A 22,482-nucleotide genomic window follows, 5' to 3' on the forward strand; every position below is an offset into this window, starting at 1 on the left:
CTCGCCGGGCACCCGCCGGACACCCGTCAGATGTGTGCCGCTCCCGCGCCCGCCTCCGCGTTGTCACCGCGCTTGGTGAACGCCGCCACCGCGGCCGCCAGGAGCGAGACGACGCCCGCGACGGTGAAGGCGACGCCCATCCCCGACACGAAGGTGTCATGCGCCACGCCGGTGATCTTGCCGACCAGCTCCGGCGGCGTGTCCGGGGTGAGCGGGGCCTTGCCGACCTCGACCGCCTTGGACGCCCCGTCCAATTGCTCCGCGGACATCGGCGGGAGCCCGGCGCGCTGCCAGGCGCCGGGCAGGTCGTCGTCGACCTTGGCGGCCATGACCGCGCCGAGCGCGGCCGTACCGATACTGCCGCCGACCTGCATGGATGCCTGCTGGAGGCCGCCGGCGACGCCGGAGAGCTCGATCGGCGCGTTGCCGACGATGACCTCGGTGGCACCGACCATCACGGGGGCGAGGCCGAGGCCGAGGAGGCCGAACCACAGGGACATCTCGCCGGTGGAGGAGTCCACGTCGAGGGTGGACGCGCCGAACATCGACACGGAGGTGACCAGCATCGCGGCCACCAGCGGGATCCGCGGCCCGAGCTTGGTGATCAGCAGCCCGGCCAGCGGCGAGGCGACGATCATCATGGCGGTCAGCGGCAGCAGGTGCAGTCCGCTGTCGACGGGGCTCATGCCGTGCACGTTCTGCAGATAGAAGGTGACGAAGAAGATCCCGCCCATGAACCCGAAGGCCATCAGCACCATCAGCACGGTGCCGGCGGACAGCGGAACGGAGCGGAACATGCGCAGCGGCAGCAGCGGCTCGCTGGTCCTGGTCTCCCAGAACGCGAAGGCCGCGAAGCAGACGACGGAGATCCCGAGGAACAGCAGCGTCCGGGAGTCGCCCCACTGCCATTCGCCGGACTTGATCACCGCCCAGATCAGGCAGAACATCGCGCCGGACAGCAGCGCGATACCGGGGATGTCAAAGGACTTGGGCGCGTTCTCGGCGCGGTGGTCCTTGAGGATGGCCAGCCCGAAGACGAGGGCCAGGACACCGACGGGGACGTTGATGTAGAAGACGGACTGCCAGTTGACGTGCTCGACGAGCAGACCGCCGATGATCGGTCCGCCCGCGGTGGACGCCCCGATGACCATGCCCCAGATGCCGATGGCCATATTGAGCTTCTCGGCCGGGAAGGTGGCGCGCAGCAGGCCGAGCGCGGCGGGCATCAGCAGGGCGCCGAACAGGCCCTGGAGTACGCGGAAGGCGACCAGCAGGGTCACGCTGCCGGACAGGGCGATGGCGGCCGAGGAGGCGGCGAAGCCGACGACCCCGATCAGGAAGGTCTGGCGGTGGCCGAAGCGGTCACCGAGCTTGCCGGCCGTGATCAGCGAGACGGCGAGGGCGAGCAGATAGCCGTTGGTGATCCATTGGGCGTCGGCGAGCGAGGCGTTCAGGTCTTCGGCGATGGCGGGGTTGGCGATCGCGACGATCGTGCCGTCGAGGGCGACCATCGTCACGCCGATGGCGACGGTCAGCAGCGTCAGCCATGGGTGGCCCCGCAGTCCCTTCGCGGGATCGGGTATGGGAGGTTCCGGCGCCGCGTGGGCGACGGTGGTCTCAGACGTCATGTGGGGAGGCTAGTGTCAGTCGCTGACAATTGACAAACAAGTTCACGATTCGGTAACTGTCAGCTTTCCCACAGGTATGGTGAGCGGCCCGAACGCGCCAGAAAGAGAGCTCCAACAGGTGACAACGGACCAGGCGGTGGCCCCGCCACCAGCGGGACTTCGGGAACGCAAGAAGCAACGCACACGAGCCGCCCTGGTGCACTCGGCCCTTGAGCTGTTCACCCGGAACGGATACGACCACACGACGGTCGACGAGATCGCGGACGCGGTCGACGTCTCCCAGCGCACCTTCTTCCGGTACTTCGCCAACAAGGAGGAAGTCGCCTTCGCCACCCAGGATGTGGCGGAGTCCCACTTCTTCGCTGCCCTGGTCGACCGCCCCGCCGACGAGGCCCCGCTCGCCGCCCTGCACGGCGCCGTCCTCGGCGCCTGGGACACCATCGGCGAGGCCGTCACACAGCTGGTCCCCCAGGACCTCCATATGCGCATGTACTGCGTGATCGAGTCGACCCCCGCCCTGCTGGCCGTACATCTGCGCCGCACCGCCGAGCTGGAGGAGCGGCTGGCCCGGGAGATCGCCCGCCGCGAGGGCCTTGACGTCGACGCGGATCCGCGGCCACGCCTGGTGGTCGCGGCGTTCGGCGGGGTGATCCGGGTGGCGGGCCGACTGTGGGGCGAGCGCCAGGGCACCAGCATGGAGTCACTGCGGGACCTGACCGCCTTCCACCTCGAGCATGTCGGGGCGGCGCTGGCCGAGCGATGGGACAGATAATCCCAAATCAGACAAATACAATGAAAAGCCTCCGGCGAAATCCCCTTCAAACGTGAGAAGCGTCACGGCATTTGGCAGCCACCGCCACCCGTCTCCTAGGGTGTCCCGCGGTGACTTCCTTCTCTGAGCTCGGCTCCCCCTCCCCCGGCTCCACCGCCTGGCGTGCGCTGCTCGCCCTGGCGGTGGTGTTCGTCCTGCTCGCCACCACCGGCTGGACCGCCATGCGGCAGCAGAGAGGGCCCGCGGGGTCGCTGGCCGTGGAGCTGGCCGCCTGGCGTAAGGGACACCTCCCCGCAGTCGCCAGGGGGCACCGCCCAGCGGTAGCCGGGGGAGGCGTACCGGGCGGCCGGGCCCTCCCCGACCCGTCCGGCCCGCCGCGCCGCCTGGCCCGCTTCCTGGACTCGCTCACCGCCGCCCAGCGCGAGCACCTGGCCCGCCGCTACCCGCTGGTGCTCGGCAATATGAACGGCGCGCCGGTGGAGCTGCGCTACCACGCCAACCGGATCGCCCTCGTCCGGGCCCGGAACATCGAGCGCAAGCGGATGCACGACAGCGCGCTCACCCCGCTCGGCCGGCAGAACGCCGGGCGCCGGATGGAGCGCTACGAGGAGCTGCTGAGCGGCCACCGGCAGATCCTCGCCTTCGACCCCACCGGCTCCGGGCGGGCCGCCGAGGTCTTCGGCGACCTGGAACACGCCGGCCGCGTCTCGGTCGTGGTGCCCGGTGTGGACACCAACATCCTGAGCTTCCAGAAGGACAGGCGCGGCTACACGGCGGTGGACGGCATGGCCCGCGCCCTCCACGACGCCGAGCGGGCCCTCGACCCGAACGGCAACAACGCCGTCATCGCCTGGGCCGACTACACCTCGCCCAGCGGCGTCGGCATGGACGCCGCCACCGGCAAGCTCGCCGCCGAGGGCGCCCTGCGACTGCGCGCGCTGGTCAACGGCCTGCCCGCGCTCACCCGCGTCTCGCTGATGTGCCACAGCTACGGTTCGGTGGTGTGCGGGGTGGCCGCCCGCGACCTGGCGCCCAAGGTCACCGATATCGCCGTCGCCGGCAGTCCCGGTATGCGCGCCGACCACGCCTCCGATCTGGGCACCAGCGCCCGGGTCTGGGCGATGCGCGACTCCGGCGACTGGATCCAGGACATCCCGCATGTGGAGGTCGGCGGGCTCGGCCACGGCGCGGACCCGGTCTCCTCCGACTTCGGAGCCCGCGTCCTGTCCGCCGACGGGGCACAAGGGCACGCCGGGTACTTCGAGCCGGGCACCACCAGCCTGGAGAACTTCGCCCGGGTGGGGATCGGCTCGGTCCAGTCCGTCCGCTGCGCGGACGACGACACCTGCCGCTCCGGTCTGAGCTGACGGCCGCACCTGCCCCGTCGGACAGCCCGAGCTGCCCCGTCCGGCAGCCCGATTTGCCCCATCCGCCCCCTGCCGTCGGCCCTGAGCTGACAGTGGGAACCTGAGCTGACGGCTGAAAATTAGCTGACGGCGCAAATTGATTTGACGCGCGTAACCTCCGAGGGGGGACGGGCGGGCCCCCGCCGCATACGATGAGCCGCATGGGTGATGTGCTGGCCGGTTTTCAGACCGTCTGGGAGTTCGATACCGACTCCGTGCTCATCCGCTTCGAACGGGGGATTCGTACGCCGAAGCTGCTGCAGGCGCTCGGCGAGCGTCGCATCCCCTACGAGGCGCTGTCCGCGGTGGAGGTCACCCCCGGCAAACGGGGGACGATAGTGCTGCGCGCCGTGCCCAGACCCGGCGCCGACCCCCTGATGGACGCCGCCGACGGCCAGCTCAAGGACGGGGGCGACCCGTACCGCCTGGTGCTGCCCGCCGAGCGCGGATCGCTCGCCGAGTACTACGCCGAGGAGATCCGCACCGCCCTCGGCCCCGCGGCCGCCACCGCCGCCGAGTCCTATCTGGTCGCCGCGCCCACGCCGCCGCTGTCGTTCAAGGCGTACGACGGCAAGGCTTCCTTCGACGGCAAGGCAGTCTCGTTCCGCTGGTTTTGGACCGGTGCCTCCTCGGCCAAGTGGAAGGCCGGGGACCAGCGCTTCCGGATCGACGAGCTGTCAGGCGTCGAATGGCGCTCACCGGAGTCCAAGGGGGGCGCCGGCGGCTCCCCCAAACAGGGGCGCAGCGGCTACCTGCGGCTGCTGGAGCACGGCGCGGAAGGCGGGCGCGGCGGCGCGGACGGCTCGGCCAACGGCATGGGCGGGGCGCGTGCGCGGGCGGGTGCGGGCGTGGTCGCATCCGGTTCGGCGGGCGCGGGGAGCGCCGGAACCGTGACGCGGCCCGACCACGACCCCGCCGCGGTGGTCTTCGGCCTGGGCTACGGCCTGGTCCACGAGTCGCTGCCGTTCGCCGCGGCGGTGCTGGAGGCCGTACGGAGCTCCACCCCGGACCCTTCCGCGGGCCGCGCCCGCTCGGCGGCCCAGCCAGGGCGGCGCGACCCGGCCGATATCGCGGACCGCATTCGCCACCTCGGCGAACTGCATACGGCGGGACTGCTGACGGACGACGAGTTCAGCTCGAAGAAGGCCGAACTGCTGGCGGAGCTCTGACGGCCTGAGGGCACCTCGGGGGCACCTGGGGGCGCCTGAGGGCAAGCCCATACCGGGGTATGACGTCCGGGCGCGCCGTCACCCCTACGCTGTAAGCCGCCATGTCCCAGCCGCCGCAAGCCCAGACGCCGCCCGACCGCGGGGCGTCAGGGGCGTCCACCGCCGTGCCGTCCGCCGCCGTGCCGTCCGCCGCGCACGAGAGCCTGCTGTCGGCCACCCGGCGGCACACCACCTCCCTCACGCGGGCGCTCGTGACGCCCACATACCCCGCGACCCCGCTGCTCGCCAGCTCTTCCAGGCGCTGGCTGCGGCGGCTGCCGTACGCGGTCGCGGGCCTGCTCACCATCATCCTGCTCCCCGTCACCGCCCAGCTCCTCACCAACGACTACGGCCTGAACGGGGGCCTGGCCACCGTGTTGGCCGCCGCCCAGGCCGGGCCGCTGCTGCTGGCCGTCACCCGCCCGCTGCCCGCCTGGTGGATCGCCTTCATCGCCGACACCGTCGGCTCGCTCGCGGTGTTGGGCTACGCCGACCTCCCCGAGCGCAGCTGGCCGTGGACGCCGCCCAACATCATCGGCTATCTCTTCCTCCTCCTCTTCCTCGCGCTGCGCGAGCCCCGCCACACCCTGGTCGCGGTCTGGCTGGTCACCGGCGGCGTGGGTGTGGTCATGGGGATACCCGGCGCGAGGTACAGCGACGGCACCAATGTGCTGACGTTCGTGCTCGGCGGTGTGGTGCTGCTGGTCGGCGGCGCGCTGCGGGAACGCGGGGACGCGCAGCGGCGGCTGGCCGAGCAGGAGACGATCAGCGAGGCCGAGCGGGCCCGCCGCACCCTGCTGGAGGAGCGCGCCCGGATCGCGCGCGAGCTGCACGACGTGGTGGCGCACCATATGTCGGTGATCACCGTGCAGGCGGACAGCGCCCCGTACCGGATCGGCGGCCTCCCGCCCGAGGCGGCGCGGGAGTTCGGCACCATCGCGGCCACCGCCCGCGAGTCCCTGGCCGAGATGCGGCGGCTGCTGGGCGTGTTGCGCAGCGAGGACGCGCGCGGCGAGCGCGCGCCGCAGCCCGGGCTCGACCGGGTGCCACAGCTGGTCGAGGCGACCGTACGGGCCGGGATACCCACCACGCTGTCGATCGCGAAGGACGTGGCCGCGCTCGGGACACTGCCGCAGGCGGTGGACCTGTCGGCGTACCGGATCGTGCAGGAGGCGCTGGCCAATGTGGTGCGGCACGCTCCGGGCGCCCCGACGAACGTGTCGATCCTGGCCTCCGCGGACCGTACGGGGCTGACCGTGCTGGTCGTCAACGGCCCGGCGAGCGGCACGCCGGGACCGCCCCTGGAGACCACCGGCACCGGCCATGGCCTGGTCGGCATGCGCGAACGCGTCCGTCTGGTCGGCGGCACCCTGGACACCGGCCCGCTGCCCGACGGCGGCTTCCGGCTCGCGGCCCGGCTCCCGCTCGTCGAGGTGGCTGAGTCCACCAACGACACGGACGACAGCTCAGCGGACGACAGCCCGGAGCACGACGGCCCGGCACACGACGGCCCGGCACACACAGAAAGCACAGACGGCGCGGAAAGGTACCCTCTCGCCCCATGACCATCCGGGTGATCATCGTCGACGACCAGGCCATGGTACGCGCCGGCTTCGCCGCGCTGCTCGCCGCGCAGAGCGACATCGACGTGGTCGGCGAGGCCCCCGACGGGAAGCAGGCGGTCGACGTCAGCCGCAGCACCCACCCGGACGTCGTGCTCATGGACGTCCGGATGCCCGAGATGGACGGCCTGGAGGCGGCGCGGCGAATACTCGACCCGCCGCCCGGCGTCACCCACCGCCCGAAGGTGCTGATGCTCACCACCTTCGACGTCGACGACTATGTGTACGAGGCGCTGCGCGCGGGCGCCAGCGGCTTTCTCCTCAAGGACGCGCCACCCGCCGATCTCATCTCGGCCGTACGGATCGTGGCCGCCGGGGAGGCGCTGCTCGCCCCGTCCGTCACCCGCCGCCTCATCGCCGACTTCGCCCGGCAGCGCCCCGCGCCGCGCAAGAACTTCGCGGCGCGGCGCAGCGGGCTCACCCCGCGCGAGACCGAGGTGCTGGAGCTGATCGCCCGTGGTCTCTCCAACCAGGAGATCGCGGAGTCGCTGGTGCTGGCCGAACAGACCGTCAAGACGCATATCGGGCGGGTGCTGGCCAAGCTGGGGCTGCGCGACCGCGCCCAGGCGGTCATCTTCGCGTACGAGTCGGGCCTGGTGACGCCCGGTCAATAGCCCGGCATCCCATCCGACGACGCCCCGGACCACCCCCTACCCAGGTATGACCCGGCAGTTGGCTCCGAGGTGTGACGCTTCGCCACCCACCGCCTTCCTACGTTTCCCCCCGTCACCGCACAACGGAGGGGGACGCGACCATGTCGCATACACAGGTCGGCAGGCACCGTGCCCGCAGCCTGATCACCGCCGCGCTCATGGTCACCGTCATGGCGGGCACCGTCGGCTGGACCGTGGCCCATGAGCAGCAGCCCGTCACCGGCCCGCCGCCCGGCACGGCCGCCTGGCGCGCGGACCACTCGCCGGTCCCCGGCGCCGCGGGCCTGCTGCCCGATCCGGCCACCGCCTCGCCCGCCGAGATCGCGCGCTTCTTCACCGGGCTCACCGCGTCCCAGCAGCGGACCCTGGTGCTGCGTCACCCCAGCGTCGTCGGCAATCTCGACGGCGCGCCCGTGGCGCTGCGCTACACCGCCAACGCCCTCGCAATCCGGGCGGAGCGCGCCAGGGAGCGGGCCGCCGACCCGAAGAGCCCGCTCATCGACCGGTACACCCGGCTCCTCGCCCCCGGCCGCCGGATCCTGGCCTTCGATCCGCGCGGCCGTGGCCAGGTGGCCGAGGTGTTCGGGGATCTGTTGGCGGCGCAGCGCACGGCGGTTCTCGTCCCCGGTTCGGACACCGACCTGTCGACCTTCGACCGTACGGACCACCACCCGTACGGCTCCGCGGCGGGCATGGCCAGGTCGCTGCGCGCGCAGATGGGCCGGGAGGCGCCAGGGGTCCGTACGGCCGCCGTCGTATGGGTCGGCTACACCACCCCGCTGGGCCTGGGCCCGGACGCCGCCACCGGCCGCCTCGCCAAGGCGGGTGTGCCCCGCCTCGACCGCTTCCTCGCCGGTCTGGCCGCGACGGCCGGCGATGCCGCGCAGGCCCCGCCGTCCGTCTTCTGCCACAGCTACGGCTCGGTCGTCTGCGGGCTGACCGCCTCCCGTCTCGACGGTGCCGAGATCTCCGATCTGGTGGTGTTCGGCTCCCCCGGCGTTCGCGCCGACGACGCCGCGGACCTCGGCCCGGCCGCCCGGGTCTGGGCGGCGCGCGACGGCTCCGACTGGGTCCGGCGGGTGACCGGCTTCGACTTCCTGGGCCTGGGCCACGGCGAGGACCCGACCGACCAGTCCTTCGGCGCCCGCGTGGTCTCCGCGGACCGGGCCCACGGCCACACGGGCTACTTCGCCCCCGGCACGGAGTCACTGCGCAACTTCGCGCGGATCGCCCTCGGCCGCTACGCGGCGGTCAGCTGCGCGGACAGTGCGGACCACGGCGGCGACTGCCGCCACGGCCTGGTGTGAGGGGCCCTTGCGCGGATACGGCAACGCCGGCCTGGACGGATCCAGGCCGGCGTTGACGTACGGCGTCAGCCGTGTGGCGTTACGGCTTGTCGAAGGTCCAGACAGCGCTGGTGCCAGGGCCCACGACGAGGGTGGAGTTGCCGATCCGCTCCACGTGCCGATCCTTCACCGACGCGTTGAGCGACATCTGGATCTGCTTGAGACCCACCTTGTCGGCCGGAACCACGTCGTACTGAATCGTGGTCAGGCCGTCCTTCACGAGGACGCCGCCCGGGACCTGCTTGATGTCAAGACCGCCGGCCTTGAACAGCGGCATCTGCGTGTTGAGGTCGCGTTCGGTGACGGCGAAGCGGATACGGGTCAGGTCCCGCATCTGGTGGTCCTTGTAGGTGTCCGGCAGGTAGCGCTGACGGCTGGTGTCACCGGGGTAGCTCGCCGGACCGGTCTTGCTGCGCGGGTCGGCGAAGTACTCCTCCCGGTACTCCATCGCCCACGAGCCGAAGGAGTCATAGGGATAGTCGGCGACGGGGAACTGGACGCCGTCGAACCACGGCACCAGGACGCCGTCGCCGAAGTTACGCGACTGGAGGAATTCGTCCAGCTTGTTGAACCCCTGATCCCGCAGCCCCTGGCTCACCTTCGCCAGGTCGCCGTCGTGCTCGGTCGAGTACGCGACGGAGCTGGAGCCGAAGTTGGCGTCCTGGCCCGGCAGGTCCCCGGTCCCGAACAGCTCGATGTAGGTCTGGCCGCCGTAGAGGTAACGGCCCTTCCAGGTGAGGTCACCACTGCTCGTGGTGCGGACCTCGAAATTGGCGAACTTCCGCAGAAAGTCCGAATTCTCCACGGCGTCGGCCGTCTCGCGGTCGACGACTCCGTAGGAGTGGTTGTAGTAGAGCACCTGCTCAGCGGCCGACTTCTGGCTCTCGGCGGTCCGCGCCGACTGCGCGCCGGCCTCGACGGTCCCCGTGAAAGCAACACCGGCGACGACAGCGAAGCCGACGGTTGCTCTTAACATCCGACGAAGAAACATGGTGCAGATCTTAGTGAAGTGGGTATCGGAAAGGGAAGCGTATTTGTTATTCCATGAATGAACCGGCGACAAGACCGGGACTCGGAAGACAAAAAGCACCACCGGGGCCATATCCACTCTGCAATGCTTTTCCGGCGAGTTCCGGAAATGTATTGCTCATGGCTTTCAGACCCGCTCCGTCTCCCGGCGGGCACCGGCGTAGATATCGATCTTGAAGTCGAGAACCTGCAGCGTGTCCTGCAGCTCGGCGATCCGCTGCCGCACGCTCTCCCGGTGCGCGGTCAGCAGCTCCTCGCGCTCGCCGAAGGTGTGCTCCCCCTCGCGCACCAGCTCGGCGTAGCGGACCATGTCCGCGACCGGCATCCCGGTCAGCCGGAGCTTGCCGACGAGGGAGAGCCAGTCGAGGTCCTTGTTGGTGAAGCGGCGCTGGCCGGTGTGGGTGCGGTCCACATGCGGCATCAGCCCTATCCGCTCGTACCAGCGCAGGGTGTGCGCCGACAGCCCGGTGTGGGCGACGACCTCGCTGATCGTGTAGCGGTCCTGTCCGGTGGGCCGGGGGTGGGTGGACGCCCCCGCACATGCCTGCACCTTCACCGGCACGCTCTCCAACACGGTCATGCTGCCTCGCCGCCCTCTCGCAGTCGTAGATCCGGTCGCTGACCCGTAAGCCCTCACACCGTCCTCAACGCTATTGACTTGGAGTGCACTCCAAGCAAGCGGAGTTTTGGCGAAATCTTGGGCCCGATGAGTGCACACGGCACCCGGCACTAGGCTCTGGGGCATGGAGAGCCTGCGGTTGATCAAGAACTGGCCCGTCCCCACGGCGGCCGCCGCCGTCGTGCGCGCGGACGGCACGGTGGCCGGATCATACGGCCCGGCCGACCATCGCTTCCCCCTCGCCTCGGTCACCAAGCCGCTCGCCGCGTACGCCGTGCTGGTCGCCGTCGAGGAGGGCGCGGTCGAATTGGACGAGCAGGCAGGGCCCGAGGGCGCCACGGTCCGCCATCTGCTCGCCCACACCTCCGGGCTCGCCTTCGACGAGCACCGCGCGGCCGCCGCGCCCGGCACCCGCCGGCTGTACTCCAACGCGGGGTTCGAGGTGCTGGGCGATCACATCGCGAAGGCCACGGACATCCCCTTCGCCGAGTATCTGCGCCAGGCCGTACTGGAGCCGCTGGGCATGGCCTCGACCGATCTGCCCGGCTCCCCCGCCAAGGACGGCGTGTCCACCGTCGCCGACCTGGTCCGCTTCGCGGCCGAGCTGCAGGCCCCGCGGCTGCTGGCCGGCGAGACGCTGGCGGCGGCCACCTCCGTCGCCTTCCCCGGTCTGGGCGGGGTGCTGCCCGGCTATGGGCACCAGCGGCCCAACGACTGGGGGCTCGGCTTCGAGATACGCGACGGCAAGTCGCCGCACTGGACGGGCGCCACGTCCTCGCCCCGCACTTTCGGACACTTCGGGCAGTCCGGTACGTTCCTGTGGGTGGACCCGGAGGCGGGGGCGGCCTGTGTGGCGCTGACTGACCGCGCCTTCGGCCCCTGGGCGATCGAGGTCTGGCCCGCACTGACCGACGCGGTCCTCGCCGAGCTGCGCGCCTGACCCACGCACAACCCACCCTGACCCACGTAGAACAACACGTACAACAAGTGGCCCTCAGCCGTACGACGGCTCCGCGCGCATCGCCCACACCAGCAGCTCCGCCCCGCTCGGGGCGTGGGCCCAAAGCCCCCGCCCGTCGGTGATCCGCGCGGCGTCCCCCGCCGTCAGGGTCTGCTCGGCGAGACGTATCTCCCCCCGCACCACATGCGCGTACACGTAAGGGCCGGCCGGCAGCTCGATGCGCTCCCCGGCGGACGGCCGCGGCCGCCATACGCTGAGCGTGGCGTCCGCCCGCTCCAGGGCGTACGGCGCGGAGTCGGCCAGGCCGCGCACCACCTCGTACACCGGCTCGGCGCCCGCGTCCGCCGAGGTGAAGCCGGGTGCCGGGGTCAGCCACAGCTGGACGAAGGTCAGCGGCTCGGGACCCTCGTTGCGCTCGCTGTGCCGCACCCCGCCGCCCGCGCTGAGCCGCTGTACATCGCCGGGGCGCACCACGGTGCGGCCTCCGGTGGAGTCCTCGTGGGTGAGCTCGCCCTCGACCACCCAGGTGACGATTTCCACATCGCGGTGCGGATGCTCGGCGAAGCCCGCGCCCGGTGCCAGCCGTTCCTCGTTGCAGGCCACGAGTGACCCAAATCGCACATTTTCCGGGTCGTAATACCCAGAAAAGGAAAAGGCGTGGCGCGTCTCGATGCCCGCCCCGTCTCCACCCCGGTACCGTTCACCGGCGCGCTGTACCCACATCACCCGGCCCACAGTACCCACGCCCCCACCCTCGTCATCCGATAAGGCAGTCTTGTCCTCGTGCCAGAACCAGCCGCGAACAGCCCTCATCCGCACAGCGCCACCCTGCGCCGCCTGGAGAAGTCCTCCGGGAAGCTCGCAGCGAGCGCCATCGCCCGCATGGACGAGCAGCTGCCGTGGTACCGCGCGATGCCGCCGGAGAACCGGTCCTGGATCGGGCTGGTCGCCCAGGCGGGCATCGCGGCGTTCACCGAGTGGTTCCGGCATCCGGAGGCCCCGCAGGCCATCAGCACCGATGTCTTCGGCACCGCGCCGCGCGAGCTGACCCGGGCGATCACGCTGCGGCAGACCGTCGAGATGGTCCGCACCACGATCGAGGTCATGGAGTCCGCGATCGACGAGGTGGCGGCCCCCGGCGACGAGTCGGTGCTGCGCGAGGCGCTGCTGGTGTACGCGCGGGAGATCGCCTTCGCCACCGCGCAGGTGTACGCGCAGGCGGCCGAGGCCCGGGGCGCGTGGGACGCCCGGCTCGAGTCGCTGGTGGTCAACGCCGTGCTGTCGGGGGAGGCGGACGAGGGGGCGCTGTCCCGCGCCGCCGCCCTGGGCTGGAACGCCCCGGAGCATGTGTGCGTGGTGCTGGGCACCGCGCCCGACGGGGACAGCGAGCTCACCGTGGAGGCGATCCGGCGCGCCGCCCGGCACGCCAAGCTGCAGGTGCTCACGGGTGTCCTCGGCGACCGCCTGGTGGTGGTCGCGGGCGGCTCGGACAATCCGCTCCAGGCGGCAAAGGCGCTGATCGGGCCGTTCGCAGCGGGTCCGGTGGTGGCGGGTCCGGTGGTCTCCGATCTGCTGGCCGCGACCAAGTCCGCGGCGGCCGCGGCGGCCGGGCTCAAGGCGTGCACCGCCTGGCCGGACGCACCGCGGCCGGTGCTGGCGGACGATCTGCTGCCGGAGCGCGCGATGGCCTCGGACCCGGCGGCGCGTGACCAATTGGTGGAGGAGATCTACAGACCACTGGAGGAGGCGGGGTCTGCCCTGCTGGAAACTCTGAGCGTATATCTGGAGCAGGCAAGCAGTCTGGAAGGCGCGGCACGCATGCTCTTCGTCCACCCGAACACCGTGCGCTACCGGCTACGACGTGTGACCGACGTCACCGGATGGTCGCCTTCCGATGTGCGGTCGGCGTTTACTCTGCGCATAGCCCTGATCCTGGGGCGTCTGGCCGACGCGGACCCCCAGGGCTAGGTCTTTGTCGGAGTCCAACAATTCCCCTAACGGTTCTTCGTCCTTGTCCTCACGGGCGGTCGAGACCGACCACAAGAGAGAGTGTGAGGGTGCTCGTACTCGTCGCTCCCGGCCAGGGCGCCCAGAAGCCCGGCTTCCTGACCCCCTGGCTCGACCTCCCCGGCGTCACCGAACGGTTGACGTGGTGGTCCGCCGTATCCGGACTTGATCTGATCCACTACGGCACCAAGGCCGACGAGGAGGAGATCCGGGACACCGCCGTCGCCCAGCCGCTGCTGGTGGCCGCGGGACTCGCCGCCGCCCACGCCTTGTTCTCCGAGGGCGCCGAGGACTACCGGGATTCGCTCGGCGCGAGCGCCGGGCACAGCGTCGGCGAGATCACGGCGGCCGCGGTCGCCGGTGTGCTGACCGACGAGGCCGCCATGGTGCTGGTCCGCCGCCGTGGGCTCGCGATGGCGGAGGCCGCGGCGCAGGCCGAGACCGGTATGGCCGCGGTGCTCGGCGGCGAGCAGGACGACGTCGTCGCCCATCTGACCAAGCTCGGGCTGACCCCGGCGAATGTGAACGGCGCCGGCCAGATCGTGGCGGCCGGCACCGCCGAGCAGTTGGCCGCGCTGGCCGAGGACAAGCCGGAGGGGGTGCGCCGGGTTGTTCCGCTGAAGGTGGCGGGCGCGTTCCACACCGACCACATGGCCCCGGCGGTCTCGGCGCTCGAGACGCTGATGGAGGGCGCCCCCGTCGCCGATTCGCGTCTCCCCTACGTCTCCAACCGGGACGGACAGGTCGTCACCTCCGGCTCCGAGGTCGCCCAGCGGCTGGTCGCCCAGGTGTCCAACCCGGTCCGCTGGGACCTGTGCATGGAGACCTTCCAGAAGCTGGGTGCCACCGCGATCATCGAGGTGGCGCCGGGCGGCACACTCGTCGGCATCGCCAAGCGCGCCCTGCCGGGCGTCAAGACGCTGGCCCTCAAGACTCCCGACGACCTCGAGGCGGCCCGTGCGCTGATCGCCGAGCACGCTGTTCCGGTCGCCGGCACCCCGGCCGAATAGGAGCTCCCAGAGCATGACCGCGAAGATCAAGCCCAGCAAGGGCGCACCGTACGCGCGCATCCTCGGTGTCGGCGGCTACCGTCCGCACCGCGTGGTGCCCAACGAGGAGATCCTCAAGCACATCGACTCCTCCGACGAGTGGATCCGCAGCCGCTCGGGGATCGCCACGCGGCACTGGGCCGGGCCGGACGAGACGGTGGCCACGATGTCCGTCGAGGCGGGTGGCAAGGCCATCGCCGCGGCGGGCCTGACGCCGGAGCAGATCGGTGGCGTGGTCGTCGCGACCGTCTCGCACTTCAAGCAGACCCCCGCGGTGGCCACCGAGATCGCCCATCTGCTGGGCACGGGCAAGCCGGCCGCGTTCGACATCTCGGCGGGCTGCGCGGGCTTCGGCTATGGCCTGACCCTCGCCAAGGGCATGGTCACCGATGGCACCGCTGAGTACGTCCTGGTCATCGGCGTGGAGCGGCTGTCGGACCTGACCGATCTGGAGGACCGCGCGACGGCCTTCCTGTTCGGCGACGGTGCGGGCGCCGTGGTCGTCGGCCCGTCCAAGGAGCCCGCGATGGGCCCGACCGTCTGGGGCTCCGAGGGCGACAAGTCCGAGACCATCATGCAGACGCTGCCGTGGGACGTGTACCGCGACCAGCAGGCCGCTGAGGTACGCTTCCCCGCGATCACCCAGGAGGGCCAGGCGGTCTTCCGCTGGGCGGTCTTCGAGATGGCCAAGGTAGCCAAGCAGGCCCTCGACGACGCCGGGGTCAGCCCGCAGGACCTCGACGTCTTCATCCCCCACCAGGCCAACATGCGGATCATCGACTCGATGGTCAAAACCCTTGAGCTGCCGGAGCATGTCACGGTCGCCCGTGATGTGGAGACCACCGGCAACACCTCGGCCGCCTCCATTCCGCTCGCCATGGAGCGGCTGTTGGCGACCGGGCAGGCGAAGAGCGGCGACACCGCGCTCGTCATCGGCTTCGGGGCGGGTCTCGTGTACGCAGCGACGGTCGTTACCCTCCCTTAGTCAAGATCCCACGCAGCCCCGAACAGGTCGGACGCTGCGCACTCACCGCAATCACCCGAAGAAGGAGCGCCGCAATGGCCGCCACTCAGGAAGAGATCGTCGAGGGTCTCGCCGAGATCGTCAACGAGATCGCCGGTATCCCGACCGAGGACGTCCTGCTGGAGAAGTCCTTCACGGACGACCTGGACGTCGACTCGCTGTCCATGGTCGAGGTCGTCGTCGCCGCCGAGGAGCGCTTCGACGTGAAGATCCCGGACGACGACGTCAAGAACCTCAAGACCGTCGGCGACGCCGCCGACTACATCCTCAAGCACCAGGGCTGAGCCCGGGCGCTGTCGCCACCCGAGCGGTGGCAGGTCCAGCACCTTCTCTCCACGTAAAGTAGGAAATCCTGTGAGTTCGACCAATCGCACCGTGGTCGTCACCGGTGTTGGTGCCACGACGCCGCTGGGTGGCGACGCCGCTTCCACCTGGGAAGGACTGCTCGCCGGGCGGTCCGGCGTCCGCCTCCTCGAGGAGGACTGGGCGGCCGACCTGCCGGTCCGTATCGCCGCGCGCATCGCGGTGGAGCCGGGCACCATCATCCCGCGGCCGCAGGCCCGTAAGCTCGACCGCTCGGCGCAGTTCGCGCTGATCGCGGCCCGTGAGGCCTGGGCGGACGCCGGTTTCACCGCCAGGGCGGGCGCGGAGACATCAGCCGCTGCCGCGGCGGGCCTTCCGGTCGACCCCGACCGGCTGGGCGCGGTGGTGGCCTCCGGTATCGGCGGTGTGACCACCCTCCTCGACCAGTACGACGTGTTGCGCGAGAAGGGCGTCCGCAAGGTGTCCCCGCACACCGTGCCGATGCTGATGCCCAACAGCCCGGCGGCCAACGTCGGCCTGGAGGTCGGCGCCCGCGCCGGGGTGCACACCCCGGTCAGCGCGTGTGCGTCGGGCGCGGAGGCCATCGGCTACGCCATCGAGATGATCCGCACCGGCCGCGCCGATGTGGTCGTCGCGGGCGGCACCGAGGCGTCCATCCACCCGCTGCCCATCGTCGCCTTCGGCAACATGATGGCGATGTCGAAGAACAACGAGGACCCGCAGGGCGCCTCGCGTCCGTTCGACACCGCCCGCAACGGCTTTGTGATGGGCGAGGGCGCGGGCATCGTCGTCCTGGAGTCGGCCGACCACGCCGCCCGGCGCGGCGCGCGGGTCTACGCCGAGGCCGTCGGCCAGGGCATCTCGGCCGACGCGCACCACATCACCCAGCCGGAGCCGTCCGGCAGCGGCATCGCACACGCGCTGCAGAACCTGGTGCACGCCACCGAGCTCAAGCCGGCCGAGATCGCGCATGTCAACGCGCATGCGACCTCGACCCCGCAGGGCGATGTCGCGGAGCTCAAGGCGCTGCGCAAGGTCTTCGGCCACGACGTCGACCACATGGCGATCTCCGCCACCAAGTCGATGACCGGCCATCTGCTCGGCGGCGCGGGCGGCGTGGAGACCGTCGCCACGGTGCTGGCCCTGCACCACCGGCTGGCCCCGCCGACCATCAACCTGGACAGCCTCGACCCGGAGGCGGACGGGGACATCGTGCGCGGCGAGCCGCGCCCCCTGCCCGCGGGCACCATCGCGGCGCTGAACGACTCGTTCGGCTTCGGCGGTCACAACGTGGTGCTGGCCTTCCGTTCGGTCTGAGCCTTCCGTACGGTCCGAGCCCCCTGCGACACCAAGGCCCGTACGGCCACTCCTCGGTGAGTGGCCGTACGGGCCTTGCGCATGCCCGGACACCGGGCGCCCGGTCCGGCTCAGCGGTCTTCTCAGTCTTCGTCGAAGCTGGCGAAGTACGAGGCCACCATGTCCTCGTCGCCGTGGCCCCGTTCGGTGGCCCGCCGGAACCGCTCCGCGCCCGCGGCAGCCACGTCGAGCCGCACCCCCGCGCGCTCGCCCGCCTCGACGATCAGCCGGGCGTCCTTCTCGGCGGTCCTGGTCGCGAAGCTGGCCTCCAGACGGCCGGTGAGCAACAGTTCCGCCTTGGCCTTCAGATAACCCATGTCCAGCGGCCCGCCCGCGACTGCGTCCAGGAAGGCGCGCGGGTCCACGCCGAGCCCCTTGGCGAGGGCCAGGGCCTCGGCGGTGCCGTTGGTGACGGCCAGCACCCAGCTGTTGGCCACCAGCTTGAGCCGGCTGGCCGCGCCCTCCTCGCCGCGCTCGCCCACCCACAGGGTCCGGCCGCCGACCCCGTCGAAGACTGGGGCCAGGACCGCACGGGCCGGCTCCGGGCCGGCGGCCAGCACCAGCAGCTGTCCGCTCTCGGCGGGCTGCTTGGTGCCCAGGACGGGCGCGTCGACGAAGACCAGCCCGCTCTCCCGGGCGAACGCGGCGAGGGCGTCCAGCGCGCCGAGACCGGCGGTGGTGGACTGGGCCCACACCATCCCGGGGCGCAGCGCGGTGGCGGCCTGCCGCATCGCGTCGAGGGCGGCGGGCCCGTCGTACAGCATCGTCAGCACGGCGTCGGCACCGTCCACGGCCTCGGCGGGGGTGTCGGTGACCCGCACGCCGTGGGCGGCCAGCGGCTCGGCCTTGGCGCGGGTGCGGTTCCAGGCGCGGACCTCGAGTCCGGCTCCGGCGAGGTTACGGGCCATCGGGAAGCCCATGATGCCGGTGCCGAGGACCGCGACGGATCGTGCGGGACGGGGCGTGGGGAGGTTTTCGGTCATACCAGAACGCTAGATCTTGGAGCGGGCTCCAGGTCAAACCGGACCCGGCTGCCGGGCTCAGACCACCTGGTGGAGCCAGCGGACGGGGGCGCCCTCCCCCGCGTAGCGGAAAGGTTCCAGCTCGTCGTCCCAGGGCTGGCCGAGCAGCTTGGCGACCTCGGCCTGCAGATCGCTCTCCCCGCGCGCCGCCCGCGCGAGCGCGGCGCGCAGCCGGTCCTCGGGGATCAGGATGTCGCCGTGCATTCCGGTGACGGCGTGGAAGATGCCGAGGTCGGGGGTGGAGCTGTAGCGCTCGCCCTCGGCCGTGGCGCACGGCTCCGCGGTCACCTCGAAGCGCAGCAGATGCCAGCCGCGGAGTGCGGAGGCCAGTTTGGAGGCGGTCCCGACCTCGCCCTGCCAGGAGAACTCGGCGCGCCAAGTGCCGGACGCGGCGGGCTGCTTGATCCAGTCGAGGGTGACGCGCACGCCGAGTACGCCCGCGATGGCCCATTCGACGTGCGGGCACAGCGCGCGCGGAGCGGAGTGTACGTACAGAACTCCACGTGTCGTCACCTGGGCCTCCTGTGCGGTTCTCGAGGTACGCCTTCCCCAGCGGCCTCGTGTCCGTACCGGTGGTGGCCGGGACAGCACTAGACATTCTGCCCTAATGATCACCCTCGCACCAGCCCCGAGGTTACCTGCAGTGAAATTTTTCGGGCAGAATTCTTCTGAAAACGGACACGATGTGACGCCAGGTAACTTGCCCGTACCGGAACGCTCCCGCTCCCGCCAGGGGCGGAGCTCAACTGGCACGGGAAAAAGCTACCGCGCGGTGCACCCGGAGGAGTGACGTACCGTCGGTCCTGGACAGAATCACCCAAGAGTCGGAGGGGGAACAGCCATGCGGGGCAGTACAGCACGCCGGCGCCGGACATTTCCGGGGGCACGGTTCGCGTCCACGACCACCGCCACCACCGCCGCGCGCACCACTGTGGCGCGCACCACCGCCGCACGCACCAGTGTGGCGCTGCTCACCACGGCCGCCGTGCTGGCGTCCGGCGGCTGCCTCGGCGACTCCGACGACGCCTCACACCCCGGTGGCTCCCGCGGCGGCAAACGCCCCGCCGCCAAGCCCAGCGTCCTGTGGAACACCAAGCCCGACTCCATCGCCTCCCTCGGCGACTCCATCACCCGCGGCTTCGACGCCTGCTCCGTGCTGTCCGACTGCCCCGAGGTGTCCTGGTCCACCGGGACGGAGGTGAACAGCCTCGCCCGCCGGCTGCTGCCCACCACCTCCCGCTCCGCCACCCGCACCTGGAACTACGCCAAGACGGGCGCGGTGATGGCCGACCTGTCCGGCCAGCTCCAGTCGGCGGTCACCCGGAAGCCCCAGCTGGTGACCGTCCTGATCGGCGCCAATGACGCCTGCCGCTCCTCGGTCGACGACATGACCACGACGGCCGACTTCCGGGCCGACTTCAGCGCCGCGCTCAAGACGCTGCGCCACGACCTGCCCAAGACGCAGATGTACGTGGCCAGCGTGCCGGACCTGAAGCGGCTGTGGTCCGAGGGGCGCAAGAACGTGCTGGGGCGGCAGATCTGGAAGCTGGGCATCTGCCCGTCGATGCTCAAGGACGCCGACGCCACCGACCCGGCGGCGGAGGAGCGGCGCCGCCGGGTGGAGGACCGGGTGGACGAGTACAACGCGGTGCTGAAGTCCGTCTGCTCACGGGACGCGCTGTGCCGGTACGACGACGCGGTGCACAACTACCGGTTTTCGACGGACGAGTTGAGCAAGTGGGACTGGTTCCACCCGAGCAAGGAGGGCCAGCAGCAGCTTGCGGCGATGGCCTACCGCCGCATTACCGCGCCCTGAAGAGACCGTCCGGGCTCAGGCCACCGTCACCCGCACGGACAGTCGGCGGTCGGCCAGGCTGCGGCCCGTCTGGGCGGCGTACGCGCCGGGGATCAGCCGCCAGGCGTGTGCGGACTCGTCCCAGATCTCCGCGGCCCGGCCCGGAAGCGTGATGGCCGCCCGCGCCCTGCCGCCCGGATCGGCGGCCACGGAGGCGAACCCCGCGAGGCGGCGCACCGGGCGCTCCTCGCCGTCGCCCTCGGGCACCTCGAGATAGACCTGGACCACCTCCCGGCCCGCCCTCGCCCCGGTGTTGCGGACCTCGACGGTGAGGGTGCCCAGGTCGTCGCCGCCCGGCTCCGCCGCCGGGGTGAACTCGGCCGACTCATAGGCCCATTCGGTGTACCCGAGGCCGTGGCCGAACCAGTACGCGGGGGCCGGGGCGTCCTCCGGCCGCTGTGCCGCGCGCCGCTCCCAGGCGCGGTACCCGATGAACACCCCCTCGTCGTAACTCAGCCGGCCGTCCGTCGGCCGGACCCGGCTCACCGGGGCGTCGGCGAGCCGGGCCGGCCAGGTGGTGGGCAGCCGCCCGCCGGGCTCCTCGGCGCCGAGCAGGACGTCCGCGAGCGCGAGGCCCGCGTCCTGGCCCGGGAACCAGCTCAGCAGCACCGCGGCGACGTCCTCGCGCCATGGCATCTCCACCGGCGAGCCGGAGTTGACGACCACGACGGTGCGGGTGCCGGTCGCGGCCACGCGCTGTACCAGCTCGTCCTGACGGCCCGGCAGCCGCAGGTCGGAGCGGTCGAAGCCCTCGCTCTCGACGCGCTCGGTGGTGGCGACCACCACCACGGCGACGTCGGCCGCCGCCGCTGCCGCCACGGCCTCCTCGATCAGCTCGTCGGCGTCGCGCTCGGGGGCGCGGTGCATCAGGCTCAGGGACACGGCCTGCAGCGGGGCGACGGCCTCGTCGAGCCTGACAACCTCGCAGGTGAGGCTGATCCGTACGGGCCGACCGGCCGTCAGTTCGGCGGTCGCGCGCGGCTTGGGCACGCCGAAGAACGCCTCGAAGGGGTCGCGCGCGTCCTCCATGTCCTGCACCCCGTCGTACAGCACCTCGTCGTCGACGGTCAGCCGGAACGCGCCCAGGCCCCGGGTGCCGAAGGTGTGGCGGCCGGATTCGCGCGGGGTGAGGGTGCCGGTGATCTCGACGGTGTGCAGTTCACCGTACGTCACCCCGTCCGGGAAGTCGCCGATCCAGCGCACCTCCCCGTTCGGCAGCCGCGACTCCCCCAGCGTCCGCCCGTCCTCGGCGCGCACGACGGCGCGCAGCTCGAACCCCTGGGCGGCCGGGGCGAGTTCATCGGTGGGGTCGGCGCCGACGGCGTAGGTCAGGGCGCCCTCGGGCAGGGCGGCGCGCAGCCCCTCCAGCGGCGAGACGACGCGCTCGGGGAAGACCTGGGCGGAGCCGCCGCCGAGCACCCGGGCGTCGCGGGCCGCCGCGCCGAGCAGCGCGACGCCCGTCAGGCGGGCGGGGTCGAGTGGCAGGGCCGGGCGGCCTGGCGAGGCTGTGGCGGGCTCGTTGCGCAGCAGGACGAAGGAGCGCCGGGCGATCTCGCGGGCCAGCGCCGCGCCGTCCACAGCCTCGGGCCGGTCGGCGGCGGCCACGGCCGGGGCCGCCCCGGCAGCACCCTCCACGCCCTTCAGGGCTCCGACGCGGGCGGCGAGGGTCAGCACCCGGCGCACCGCCTCGTCCACGTCGGCCTCGGGGACCTCTCCGGCCCGTACGGCGGCGGCCAGCGCCTCGCCGTAGACGGTGCGCGGGCCCGGCATGGCGACGTCGAGCCCGCCGAGCAGGTCCCGTACGGTGTCGCGGGCGGCCAGCCAGTCGGAGACGATGAAGCCGTCGAACCCCCACTCGCCGCGCAGCACCCCCTGCTGGAGTTCACGGTGCTCGGTCATCGTCGAGCCGTTGACGCCGTTGTAGGCGGCCATCACGCCCCAGGGGCGGGCGTTCTTGACGATGGCTTCGAAGGGGGCGAGATACAGCTCGCGCAGCGCCCGCGCGCCGACCCGGTTGTCGACGGTGAAGCGCTCGGTCTCGGCGTCGTTGGCGACGAAGTGCTTGACGGTCGTGCCGACCCCGCCCTCCTGGACGCCGGTGACGTATCCGGTGCCGATCTCGCCGGTGAGGTACGGGTCCTCGCTGTACGCCTCGAAATGGCGGCCGCCCAGCGGTGAGCGGTGCAGATTGACGGTCGGCGCCAGCAATACGTGCACACCCTTGCGGCGCGCCTCCTGGGCGAGCAGATGGCCCGCCCGGCGGGCGAGTTCCGGGTCCCAGGTGGCGGCCAGGGCGGTGGGGCTGGGCAGGGCGATGGACGGGTCGTCGGCGCTCCAGTGCACCCCGCGCACGCCGATCGGGCCGTCCGACATCACCAGCGACCGCAGCCCGATCTCGGGGACGGCGGGCAGCGACCACATGTCCTGGCCGGAGAGCAGCCGCGCCTTGGTGTCCAGATCGAGCTTGCCCAGCGCGTTCTCCACTGCCGTCACGGCGGAACCTCCTGATCGCTGCGGTCGGTCCAGGCCATGGTGGACCGGCCCGCCCGCGATAACCTGTAGCCAGGTAGGCATAGTTACCGTTTCGTTATTCTGTTTGAA

At 71.6% G+C, this 22,482-nt stretch carries 20 protein-coding genes; 13 read left to right on the forward strand and 7 right to left on the reverse strand.

Translation table 11 applies throughout. The annotated features are described in order from the left end of the window. Nucleotides 1-26: 26 nt before the first annotated feature. On the reverse strand, nt 27-1,628 hold the full coding sequence (locus tag ACFV2X_RS51070) for an MFS transporter (RefSeq protein WP_385630119.1): 1,602 nt from the start codon (nt 1,626-1,628) through the stop codon (nt 27-29). A 118-nt stretch (nt 1,629-1,746) separates the two neighbouring features. On the opposite strand from ACFV2X_RS51070, the gene ACFV2X_RS51075 reads away from it, so the two are divergent. The 6 genes from ACFV2X_RS51075 (at nt 1,747) to ACFV2X_RS51100 (ending at nt 8,596) form a co-directional block, all read left to right on the forward strand. Beyond that, nucleotides 1,747-2,400, forward strand: coding sequence for a TetR family transcriptional regulator (locus ACFV2X_RS51075; protein ID WP_385630121.1), 654 nt, complete (start codon nt 1,747-1,749; stop codon nt 2,398-2,400). 110 nt (nt 2,401-2,510) lie between these two features. After that, a complete protein-coding gene (locus tag ACFV2X_RS51080) occupies nt 2,511-3,767 on the forward strand; it encodes an alpha/beta hydrolase (protein WP_385630123.1) in 1,257 nt (418 codons plus the stop codon). A gap of 200 nt (nt 3,768-3,967) precedes the next feature. After that, nucleotides 3,968-4,975 (forward strand): DUF4429 domain-containing protein, encoded by a 1,008-nt coding sequence (locus ACFV2X_RS51085; protein WP_385630126.1) that lies wholly within the window; start codon nt 3,968-3,970, stop codon nt 4,973-4,975. 101 nt (nt 4,976-5,076) lie between these two features. Beyond that, nucleotides 5,077-6,579 carry a sensor histidine kinase gene (locus tag ACFV2X_RS51090; RefSeq protein ID WP_385630129.1) on the forward strand — a complete coding sequence of 501 codons (1,503 nt, stop codon included), beginning with the start codon at nt 5,077-5,079 and terminating at the stop codon, nt 6,577-6,579. Next, nucleotides 6,576-7,250, forward strand: coding sequence for a response regulator (locus tag ACFV2X_RS51095; RefSeq protein WP_385630132.1), 675 nt, complete (start codon nt 6,576-6,578; stop codon nt 7,248-7,250). The genes ACFV2X_RS51090 and ACFV2X_RS51095 overlap by 4 nt, the downstream gene beginning before the upstream one ends. 140 nt (nt 7,251-7,390) lie before the next feature. Then, entirely contained in the window at nt 7,391-8,596 is a 1,206-nt protein-coding gene (locus ACFV2X_RS51100; protein WP_385630134.1) for an alpha/beta hydrolase, read from the forward strand. A 79-nt stretch (nt 8,597-8,675) separates the two neighbouring features. On the opposite strand, the gene ACFV2X_RS51105 is transcribed toward ACFV2X_RS51100, so the two are convergent. Both ACFV2X_RS51105 and ACFV2X_RS51110 read right to left on the reverse strand, forming a co-directional pair. Next, nucleotides 8,676-9,611: a DUF5829 family protein gene (locus ACFV2X_RS51105; protein WP_385630136.1), complete on the reverse strand. Its 936-nt coding sequence runs from the start codon at nt 9,609-9,611 to the stop codon at nt 8,676-8,678. Nucleotides 9,612-9,791: 180 nt separating this feature from the next. Next, a complete protein-coding gene (locus tag ACFV2X_RS51110) occupies nt 9,792-10,244 on the reverse strand; it encodes a MerR family transcriptional regulator (RefSeq protein WP_385630138.1) in 453 nt (150 codons plus the stop codon). A gap of 163 nt (nt 10,245-10,407) precedes the next feature. Between ACFV2X_RS51110 and ACFV2X_RS51115 the strand changes: the two genes are divergently transcribed. Continuing rightward, entirely contained in the window at nt 10,408-11,223 is an 816-nt protein-coding gene (locus tag ACFV2X_RS51115) for a serine hydrolase domain-containing protein (protein ID WP_385630140.1), read from the forward strand. Between the two features lie 54 nt (nt 11,224-11,277). Here the strand turns inward: ACFV2X_RS51115 and ACFV2X_RS51120 are convergent, their stop codons facing one another. After that, nucleotides 11,278-11,967 (reverse strand): pirin family protein, encoded by a 690-nt coding sequence (locus ACFV2X_RS51120; protein ID WP_385630171.1) that lies wholly within the window; start codon nt 11,965-11,967, stop codon nt 11,278-11,280. Nucleotides 11,968-12,027: 60 nt separating this feature from the next. Here ACFV2X_RS51120 and ACFV2X_RS51125 point away from each other — a divergent pair, with 60 nt between their 5' ends. From ACFV2X_RS51125 to ACFV2X_RS51145, 5 genes are all read left to right on the forward strand, one after another. Beyond that, nucleotides 12,028-13,212 carry a CdaR family transcriptional regulator gene (locus tag ACFV2X_RS51125; RefSeq protein ID WP_089506488.1) on the forward strand — a complete coding sequence of 395 codons (1,185 nt, stop codon included), beginning with the start codon at nt 12,028-12,030 and terminating at the stop codon, nt 13,210-13,212. Nucleotides 13,213-13,301: 89 nt separating this feature from the next. Beyond that, the gene (locus tag ACFV2X_RS51130; protein WP_385630143.1) at nt 13,302-14,261 is read left to right on the forward strand and encodes an ACP S-malonyltransferase; all 960 of its coding nucleotides are present in this window, start codon (nt 13,302-13,304) and stop codon (nt 14,259-14,261) included. A 13-nt stretch (nt 14,262-14,274) separates the two neighbouring features. Next, nucleotides 14,275-15,285, forward strand: a complete 1,011-nt coding sequence (locus tag ACFV2X_RS51135) for a ketoacyl-ACP synthase III (RefSeq protein ID WP_089506490.1) — start codon at nt 14,275-14,277, stop codon at nt 15,283-15,285. A gap of 74 nt (nt 15,286-15,359) precedes the next feature. After that, nucleotides 15,360-15,608, forward strand: coding sequence for an acyl carrier protein (locus ACFV2X_RS51140; RefSeq protein WP_065958912.1), 249 nt, complete (start codon nt 15,360-15,362; stop codon nt 15,606-15,608). 70 nt (nt 15,609-15,678) lie between these two features. Beyond that, nucleotides 15,679-16,965, forward strand: coding sequence for a beta-ketoacyl-[acyl-carrier-protein] synthase family protein (locus tag ACFV2X_RS51145; RefSeq protein WP_385630147.1), 1,287 nt, complete (start codon nt 15,679-15,681; stop codon nt 16,963-16,965). Nucleotides 16,966-17,087: 122 nt separating this feature from the next. On the opposite strand, the gene ACFV2X_RS51150 is transcribed toward ACFV2X_RS51145, so the two are convergent. Both ACFV2X_RS51150 and ACFV2X_RS51155 read right to left on the reverse strand, forming a co-directional pair. Continuing rightward, on the reverse strand, nt 17,088-17,987 hold the full coding sequence (locus ACFV2X_RS51150; RefSeq protein ID WP_385630148.1) for an NAD(P)-dependent oxidoreductase: 900 nt from the start codon (nt 17,985-17,987) through the stop codon (nt 17,088-17,090). A 57-nt stretch (nt 17,988-18,044) separates the two neighbouring features. Further along, nucleotides 18,045-18,539, reverse strand: a complete 495-nt coding sequence (locus ACFV2X_RS51155) for a DUF3145 domain-containing protein (RefSeq protein WP_014180019.1) — start codon at nt 18,537-18,539, stop codon at nt 18,045-18,047. Nucleotides 18,540-18,867: 328 nt separating this feature from the next. Here ACFV2X_RS51155 and ACFV2X_RS51160 point away from each other — a divergent pair, with 328 nt between their 5' ends. Then, nucleotides 18,868-19,842 (forward strand): SGNH/GDSL hydrolase family protein, encoded by a 975-nt coding sequence (locus ACFV2X_RS51160; RefSeq protein WP_385630151.1) that lies wholly within the window; start codon nt 18,868-18,870, stop codon nt 19,840-19,842. A gap of 15 nt (nt 19,843-19,857) precedes the next feature. On the opposite strand, the gene ACFV2X_RS51165 is transcribed toward ACFV2X_RS51160, so the two are convergent. Next, nucleotides 19,858-22,365, reverse strand: coding sequence for a glycoside hydrolase family 3 protein (locus tag ACFV2X_RS51165; RefSeq protein ID WP_385630173.1), 2,508 nt, complete (start codon nt 22,363-22,365; stop codon nt 19,858-19,860). Between the last annotated feature and the right edge of the window lie 117 nt (nt 22,366-22,482).

The organism is Streptomyces sp. NPDC059679, assembly GCF_042734105.1.
Taxonomy (GTDB): Bacteria; Actinomycetota; Actinomycetes; order Streptomycetales; family Streptomycetaceae; genus Streptomyces.